Genomic DNA, 7,844 nt, shown 5'->3' with positions numbered 1-7,844 from the left:
TGGACGGGCTGGACCGGACGGATCGGCCGGATGGGGCGGGTCGGCGGGCCGTCCGGATCGTCGCCGGACAGCGTCGACGGCCTGATCAGCGGGTTCGCCACGGCCCTTGCCATGGCCCGGCTCAGCTGCGTGGCCCCCGACGGGAGCTCGGACCGGTCCGGCTGGCCGGCGGGGTTCGGGGTGGTTCCCGGCGAAGGGTCGCGGGTGACGTCCATGCACGGATCCTCGGGGTTGGGTGCGTCGCTGGGCGGGCGGGCCGGTCCCGGCAGACGGTGCCGGGACCGGAACGGCTCGATCACTTGGGTTCGCTCGATCGGTGGTCAGGAACAGCAGGTCGGGGGGCGGGGCCGGCCGGGGCCGGCCGTTCTCAGCGGCGCCGCGAGCCGCTGCCCCGGCCGAACACCCGGCGGGTCACCAGGCCCAGTCCGAGCAGGATCAGCAACCCGCCGACCACGGCCTTGCGCCAGCCCGTCTCCGGGGTGCCCCGGGCGGCGGCCGCGGCCCCCGTGGTGTCCGGGGCGGCTGAGGCGGCTGAGACGGCTGAGACGGCTGAGACGGCTGAGACGGCTGAGGCGGCCGGCTTACGGTCCGGCGGCACGGCGAGCGCATGGTCCGGACCGCCCTGCTCCGCGAGGGTCTCCGCCCGGTCGGACGAAGTCCCCGTCAGGAACGGGTCCGCCGATCCGGCCCGCGCCACCCCGCCCGGCGAACCGGCGGCGGCCGGGCCCGGCGAAGGCGAGGGCGACGCCGAGGCCGAGGGTGACGGCGAGGGTGAGGGCGACGGTGGCGCTGATGCCGGAGCCGATCCCGGCGCGGCCGGGGACGGGACAGTCGGGGACGGGACGGTGGGCGGCGCGATCACGGGCGGCACCGTGATGGGCAACAGGCCGAGCGGCGGCAGGTCGGACCCCGTCACCGCGCCGGGGGCCGCGGCGGGCGCCGGCGACGGGCTCACGCTCGGGCCGCCGGCTGCCGGGGAGGCGGATGCGTTCGGGCTCGGCTGCGACGGTACGGGCGACGCCGCCCCCGGCGCGGGTGTGGAGGCGGACGCGGACGCCTCGGCCGATGCGGATGCCGATGCGGACGCCGACGTGGAGGCTGACGCGGACCCGGACGGCGAAGCCGACGGAGAAGTCGACGGCGACGCCGCGGGCGGGTTCCCCGTCTTGACGGTCACCGTGACCGGGTCGCCCGCCGTGCTGTTGCCCGCCCGGTCGGTGGCGGTGGCCTGCAGGGTGAGTTCGCCGTCCGGGAGGTCCCGGGTGGCGGTACAGGTCCAGGTGGAGTCCGCCGCGGCGACCCCGCCGCAGATGGTGGCCTGTTCGCCGCCCGCGGGCCGGGCGGTGACGGTGACCGCGGTGCCCGCCTCGGCGCGGCCGGTCAGCCGGGGCCGGCCGGTGGTGAGGGTGGCGCCGGCGGCCGGTGAGCCGAGCTGCGGGCGGTCCGGCGCCGCGGTGTCGACGGTCAGGGCGACCGCCTTGCCGGTGGTCCGGTTCCCGGCCTGGTCGACGGCGGCGGCGGTGAGCTGGTGCTTTCCGTCCGTCAGGTTCTCCACCGGCAGGCAGGACCAGGAGCCGTCGGCGGTGACCGCGGTGCTGCACAGTTCACCGCCCGCCCGGGCGCCGCCCGACAGGCCGGTGAGGGCCACCGAGACGGTGCTGCCCGCTTCGCCGGTGCCCGTGATCAGCAGGCCGGGGTCGTTGGTGAACTCCGGCAGGGTGAGCACGGGGGCAGCGGGCGGCGCGGTCTTCACGGTCAGCCGGACCGGTGTCCCCTTCAGCACCATGCCGCCCTTGGTGGTCTCGACCGGGGTGAGCAGGTGCGGTCCCTGGCCGAGCGCCTTGGCGGGGAGGCAGGTCCAGCTGCCGTCGGCGCCGGCGGTGGTCCGGCAGAGTTCGGTGTCTCCCTCCAGGACCGCGACCGTGGCGCCCTGGACCGCGCCCTCGCCGCGGATCTCCGGCTTCGGGTCGGCGGTGACGGTGCCCGGGACCGGCGCCGAGATCTCGGGGCGGGCCGCGCCGACCGAGATCCGCACCCGCTGGTCGACCACTTCCCCGGAGTCGGCGAAGCCGCCGGGGACCACCAACTGGGCGCCGCTGCGGGCGATCCGCAGCCGGGCCCAGGTCTCCCCGGCGACCGCCTTGTCCGGCACCGTCCACTCGAGGGCCGCCGTGCCGCTGCCGGGGGCCACCTCTGCCTGCACCCGCTCCAGCGGGTCGAAGCGGCCGTTGTGGTCGAAGTCGATCCAGCCCGCGAGGACGGCCGGGCCGTCACCGCCGCGGACCGGCACCGTCAGGCCGTAGTAGTGGCCGACGGCCGCCTCGGCGGGGAATTCGAGGGTCGGGTCCGCCCCGAGGTACTCGCCCCGGCCGGGCTGGAGCTGCGGCGGTGCGGCGCTGGCCCAGGGGCTGCGCAGGGCGGCGCCGTGGTCCAGTTCGACCAGCGGGCCCTGGTCGGGCGGGGGCGCGTCGGGCTTCGCGGCGTCGGACGGGCCGCCGTCGGCCGGTTCGGCGTCGTACGGCATCGGCGGGGGCGGCTGTTCGCCGGGCACCAGCGGCTGCGAAACCTCGCCGGTGAGGCCGGGGCGGGACCGGACGGCGGATCCGCCGGCGTCCTGTCCGAGGAACAGGTCGGAGATGACGTGCGAGGCGTTGCCGTAGCTCTGCGGCGCGGTGCCCAGTCCCTCGTCCACGGTGACGGTGTACGCCTGGCGCAGCGCGGCGGGTGCGGTGGTGGAGCCGGACCGGGGGGTGCTGCGCTGTTCGACGCGGAGGGTGACGGTGGTGAGGGTGCCGGCCAGTTCCAGGGTGCCCGAGCCGGACGCCGTGCCGTCGGTGGTGCCGTCCCCGGCGGGGGCGAGTTCGCCGTCGCCGACCGTCCAGCCGGACCAGCCGGTGCGGCCGACCAGGGCAGGGGCGGCCGGGGAGCCACCGGTGACGGTCAGCCGGGTGGCCGTGCCGGTGCTGCCACCCGTTCCGGTGGCCAGCCCCGACAGCCCGCTGACGTGCAGTCGCGGATTGCGGACGGCCCGGGAGAAGGAGATCTGCAGGGTGCCCAGGGTCCGCCAGGAGCCGTCCGGGCGGGGGCGTTTCTCGGCCGCCAGAAAGGTCTCGGCGGGATCGCCGGTGTGCAGTCCGTCCGTGTAGGAAGCGGCTCGTCCGGCGGGTTCCGCGAGTTTTCCGGGAGCGGCGGTGACGTCGACTCCGGGGAGGGGGGCGAAATCCAGCTGAACCCGCAGTCCGGAAGGCAGCACGGCCCGTCGGTCGGCCGACCAGGTGTCGGGTGACTGCTGGCCGGCGGCGGGGGTTGAATTCCAGCCGATCAGCAGGCCGGCGGCCAATGTCGCGGCGGCCGCGCGGTGCGTCACCCGCTGTTTTCCGGTGCGTCCTGCCGGGCGGACCTGGGGTGCCGGCGCGGCGTCGGGGGACGGTCGGCTCATCCGGCTCTCCTCTCGATGACGTCCGCCAAGTCGCGGGCCGGGCATGAGTTCTGACACAGCCATAACATCCGACAAAAGGGAATCACGATCTCGAGTCGGTCATACCGCGACACCGGCGATCCGCGCCGGTGACACCCGTTCGGCGGCCACTCGGGTGGCAGCACAGGGCGTACCCGGAAGCGATGGATTCAAGCCATCCGCCCGCTCGGTCAACCGGGCTTTACCGGGCAGGGCTTGACCATTCATCAGTCATCTCTGTTCGAATTGACGGACGGATCAGTAGAGTCAGCGCCCGTGACTATCGATCCCAACGCCATCCGGAACGGCTTCGCGCTGGTCGAGCCGCACGGTGCCGAGGTGGCCGCCTACTTCTACCGGCACCTGTTCGAGCACAGTCCCGCGCTGCGGCCCCTGGTCGCCGTGGACCTCGACGAGCGGCAGGTGCGGCGGTGGGCGGCGCTCGGCGGCATGGTCACCCGTTCGGAGGACACCGAGGCGCCGGCCGGGCTCGTCGGCGAGCTGGTCCGTGAGCTGGCGCCCCGGCCCGAGCACCGCGCCGCGGTCGCCGCCGGCCTGCTGGCGACGCTCGAGCACTTCGCCGGGGACGCCCGGACCCCGGGGGCCGAGTCGGCGCGGGCGGCCGTCCGCGACGTGATCGACGAGAGCACGGGCGCGGCGGCCGCCCGGCCGGCGGGCCCGTCGCCGTCCGCCGGCTGAGGCCGCCCCGGTGCCCGTCGACCACTCCGTCCTGCGAGCCAGCTTCGCCGTCGTCGAACGCCGCGCGGACCAGCTGACCAAGTACTTCTACGCCCACCTGTTCACGCACAACCCCGGGATCCGCGCGCTGTTCCCCGAGCGGATGGACGAGCAGCGCGACCGGCTGTTCGGCGCGCTCACCCAACTGGTGCTGCGGCTGACCGAGCCGGACCGGCTGGCCGGCTACCTGGCGGCGCTCGGCCGCGACCACCGCAAGTTCCGGGTGGTGCCCGGCCACTACCCGGCCGTCGGGGAGAGCCTGATCGCCACCATCCGGCACTTCTCCGGCCACTACTGGACGCCGGAGACCGAGAAGGCCTGGACCGAGGCGTACACGGTGATCTCGCAGGCGATGATCGAGGCGGCCGGCGAACTGCCCGCGACCACCCCACGCTGGTGGCAGGCCCAGGTGGTGCGCCGCCACCGGGCCGCCGCCGACCTGGTCCGGCTCACCCTCGCCCCGGACCGCCCGTACCCGTTCACCGCCGGGCAGTACCTGTCGCTCTGCTCCCCCCGGCTGCCGCAGGTCTGGCGCCCGTACTCGATCGCCTGCGCGCCGCGCGCCGACGGCACCATCGACCTGCACGTCCGCCGGGTCCCGGGAGGCCTGCTGAGCAGCCTGCTGGTCAACGACGTGATGCCGGAGGAGTCCCTGCGGATCGGCCCGCCGCTCGGCGACGCGGTACTCGCACCCGGATCGGCCCGCCCGCTGATCGCCGTGGCCGGCGGCACCGGCTGGGCGCAGATCAAGTCGGTCCTCGAACAGGTCGCGCTCGACGGCGGCCGCCCCACCAGCCTGTACCTGGCAGCCCGGCGCCACGGCGAGCAGTACGACCTGGAGTCCGTCCGCCGGCTGGCGGCCCTCCACCGCTGGCTGGACGTGACACTGACCTCGCCCCCGGACGGCTCCCGCTACGAGGACGGCGTCGGCCTGCTGTGCGAGCGCCTGGGCCGCCACCACGACTGCTCCGGCCACGACGTCCACCTCAGCGGCCCGCCGGGACTCGCCACCCGGCTCACGGACCAGCTGATCCGCCAGGGCGCCCGGCCCGAACTGATCCGGGCCGACCCCGCGCCCGTCACCTTCAACCGGGTGCGGCCGGTGACCTCGTCCGAGTGGTTCCTCGACCTGCGCGACGTGCCGTGGATCAACCGCACCGAGTACGGCTGACCCGGCCCCGGCCGACGAGTCGGGCCGGGAACGGCGAAGGCCCCGAACGATCCGTCCGGGGCCTTCGACTGGTGCGCTCAGCAGGATTCGAACCTGCAACCTCTTGATCCGTAGTCAAGTGCTCTATCCGTTGAGCTATGAGCGCTCGCCCGGCCGAACTGGCCGACCGGGCGGTGCGGGGACAACATTACATGACCCTCGACCTGGGGTGAAATCCATTGCTCCGGCCCCCGCCCGGCCCGGGAACGCGACCCGGCCCGGGTACCCGACCCGGAAGACGCAAGGAGCCCCGTCGGTGTGACCGACGGGGCTCCCCTGGAGGCGGAGGCGGAGGGATTTGAACCCTCGATGGGCTTTAAGACCCAAACCGCATTAGCAGTGCGGCGCCATAGACCGGACTAGGCGACGCCTCCTCCACTCGGACCACCCCGCTGCTGCGAGCTGCTCCGCGCGAAAGCGATGATGCCACAGCCTGAGGCTCCGGCACCAACCACCGACAACGTTACTAGCCGGGTCGTCCACGGCGCAAAGAAGAATGAGATACTCCAGTCTCCCGAGGAGAGCGCGTGCCGCGAGTCGCAGCGGCGGCCCCCAGCCGTGAGGAGACCTGTCGACGTGAGCAGCAGGCCGACCCGAGGCGCTGCTCGCCTCGCCGCGATACTCGACGCCCTGCCCGATGCGCTGCTGCTGGTGAACAGCAACGGCACGGTGGTGGAGGCCAACAAGGCCGCGGTGCAGAGCCTCCAGGCCCCCGGCACCTCGCTGGTCGGCATGGGGGTACTGGACCTGCTGCCCGAGTTCGATCCGAGCCGGATCCCCGGCTCGATGCGGCCCAAGGCGAGCGAGCCCGAGCGTCTCGACCACCCCGTACGGATGACCGCCCGGCGGACCGACGGTTCCAGCTTCCCGGTGGAGGTCGCCGGGAACGACTTCGAGGACGACCGCGCCGGCGAGGGCATCGGCTACCTCGCCTACGACCCGTACCGGGAGTCCACCGGTTCGTCCGGGCACGGGCTGCTGCTGCTCCTGGTCCGCGACGTGTCGGCCCGGGTCGGGGTCGAGGCGGAGCTGCGGCGGCAGCACAAGCAGACCGAGATGATCCTGCGGGCGGCCGCCGAGGGCGTGCTGGGGGTCGACCTGGACGGCCGGGTGGTGCTGGTCAACCCGGCCGCCGCGCACATCCTGGACTACCGGGCCAGCGAACTGGGCGGGCGCGAGCTGCACCCGCTGATCCAGCATTCGCAGGCCGACGGCACCCCGCTGGCCCTGGAGGGCTCGGCGCTGCTGGACACCCTGACCTCCGGCCGCAAGCACCGGGTGCGCGGCACCGTGCTGTGGCGCAAGGACGGCACCCCGGTGACGGTGGACCTCACCACCGCCCCGGTCCGGGACGGTGACCAGCTGGTCGGCGCGGTGATGACCTTCACCGACCGGACCAAGGAGCTGGCGCTGAGCGCCCGCAACGAACACCTGACGGCCGTCCTGGAGCAGGAGCTGGGCGACGCCCTGACGGCGCTGCACCGGCGGATCGACGGCCTGGCCGGGGACCCGGCCGGGCAGCTCTGGCCGGAGGCCAACTGGACCCTGCGGCGGCTGGCCGACGAGTGCCGGCGGTTCTCCACGCTGATCGACGGGGTGCTGGCGCACCAGCGGTTCGAGCTGGCCGCGGAGTCCGGCCGGGAGGAGCTGGAACGGGCCGAGGCCGGCCTGGACACCGTGGTGCAGCGGGCGGTCGAGCGGGCCGGGGAGCTGCTCGGCCCCGGGCGGGTGCGCTACTCGGTGCACGCGGCCCCGGTGGAGCTGGCGGTCGACCGGGACCGGCTGGCCCAGGCGCTGGCCCACCTGGTGGCGGACGTCAGCGGGGTCACGCCCTCGCTGGACGTCGCCGGGGTGCGCTCGGACGCGCCCGGCCTCGGGGTCCCGGCGATGCCGGGTTCCGGCAGCGAGCTGCCGATGGTGGTGGTGGCCGCGGCCCAGCGCGGCGAGGTGGCCCGGATCGAGGTCCGCGGCCCGTCGCGCCGGCCGAGCCCGGTCCACCTGCCGATCGCCCGGGCCACCGTGGAGCGCCACGGCGGTGTGCTGCAGCGCCACGAGCTGCCGAACCGGGCCGGCACCACGTACGTGGTCGAGCTGCCGCTGGACCCGTCCGCCCCGGCGGTCGGGCGGAGCAGCAGCGTGCCGAAGGAGACCGACACCGCGATGCTGCCGGACCTGCCGCAGCTGGCGTCGGCCGCCGCCGAGGCGGAGGGCGGCGGGGCCGGGTCCCGGGAGCCGTCGCGCCAGCGGGCGGGACGGGCCCGGCAGGCGCAGGAGGAGACCGCGCAGGAGCAGGCGGCGAGGCCCGGCCCGGGCGGCACGGGCCCGGCCTCGGACGGCCGGGGTACGGACACCGGCGAGGCCCAGGCCGTGGCCGACGCCCGGGGTGCGGCGGCGGTACCGGCGGAGGCCCCGCAGGCCAGGACCGCGATCGCGCTGGGC

The 7,844-nt window shown here is 75.1% G+C and carries 5 protein-coding genes and 2 tRNA genes; 3 read left to right on the top strand and 4 right to left on the bottom strand.

Translation table 11 applies throughout. The features are described from left to right. A partial coding sequence (locus tag AA75_RS51455) for a hypothetical protein (protein WP_033822017.1) occupies window positions 1-215 on the bottom strand: 215 nt, incomplete at its 3' end. A 152-nt stretch (window positions 216-367) separates the two neighbouring features. Beyond that, entirely contained in the window at window positions 368-3,439 is a 3,072-nt protein-coding gene (locus tag AA75_RS22640; RefSeq protein ID WP_149038312.1) for an Ig-like domain-containing protein, read from the bottom strand. A 294-nt stretch (window positions 3,440-3,733) separates the two neighbouring features. On the opposite strand from AA75_RS22640, the gene AA75_RS22635 reads away from it, so the two are divergent. Both AA75_RS22635 and AA75_RS22630 read left to right on the top strand, forming a co-directional pair. Further along, a complete protein-coding gene (locus AA75_RS22635; RefSeq protein ID WP_033822015.1) occupies window positions 3,734-4,156 on the top strand; it encodes a hypothetical protein in 423 nt (140 codons plus the stop codon). Window positions 4,157-4,166: 10 nt separating this feature from the next. Further along, the gene (locus tag AA75_RS22630) at window positions 4,167-5,366 is read left to right on the top strand and encodes a globin domain-containing protein (protein WP_051813076.1); all 1,200 of its coding nucleotides are present in this window, start codon (window positions 4,167-4,169) and stop codon (window positions 5,364-5,366) included. Between the two features lie 69 nt (window positions 5,367-5,435). Here the strand turns inward: AA75_RS22630 and AA75_RS22625 are convergent. After that, window positions 5,436-5,511 (bottom strand) — tRNA-Arg (locus AA75_RS22625). Between the two features lie 177 nt (window positions 5,512-5,688). Then, window positions 5,689-5,779: transfer RNA gene (locus tag AA75_RS22620), tRNA-Ser, on the bottom strand. Between the two features lie 202 nt (window positions 5,780-5,981). Between AA75_RS22620 and AA75_RS22615 the strand changes: the two genes are divergently transcribed. Then, on the top strand, window positions 5,982-7,844 hold a 1,863-nt coding region (locus AA75_RS22615; protein WP_233289141.1), incomplete at its 3' end, for a PAS domain-containing protein.

The organism is Kitasatospora sp. MBT63, assembly GCF_000710465.2.
In the GTDB taxonomy this organism is placed as follows: domain Bacteria; phylum Actinomycetota; class Actinomycetes; order Streptomycetales; family Streptomycetaceae; genus Kitasatospora.
This window is presented reverse-complemented; position numbering and strand designations above follow the sequence as displayed.

Excerpts from the sequence above, each read along its gene's own strand:
- AA75_RS22640 (WP_149038312.1), bottom strand. The coding sequence starts at position 3,439 with ATGAGCCGACCGTCCCCCGACGCCGCGCCGGCACCCCAGGTCCGCCCG.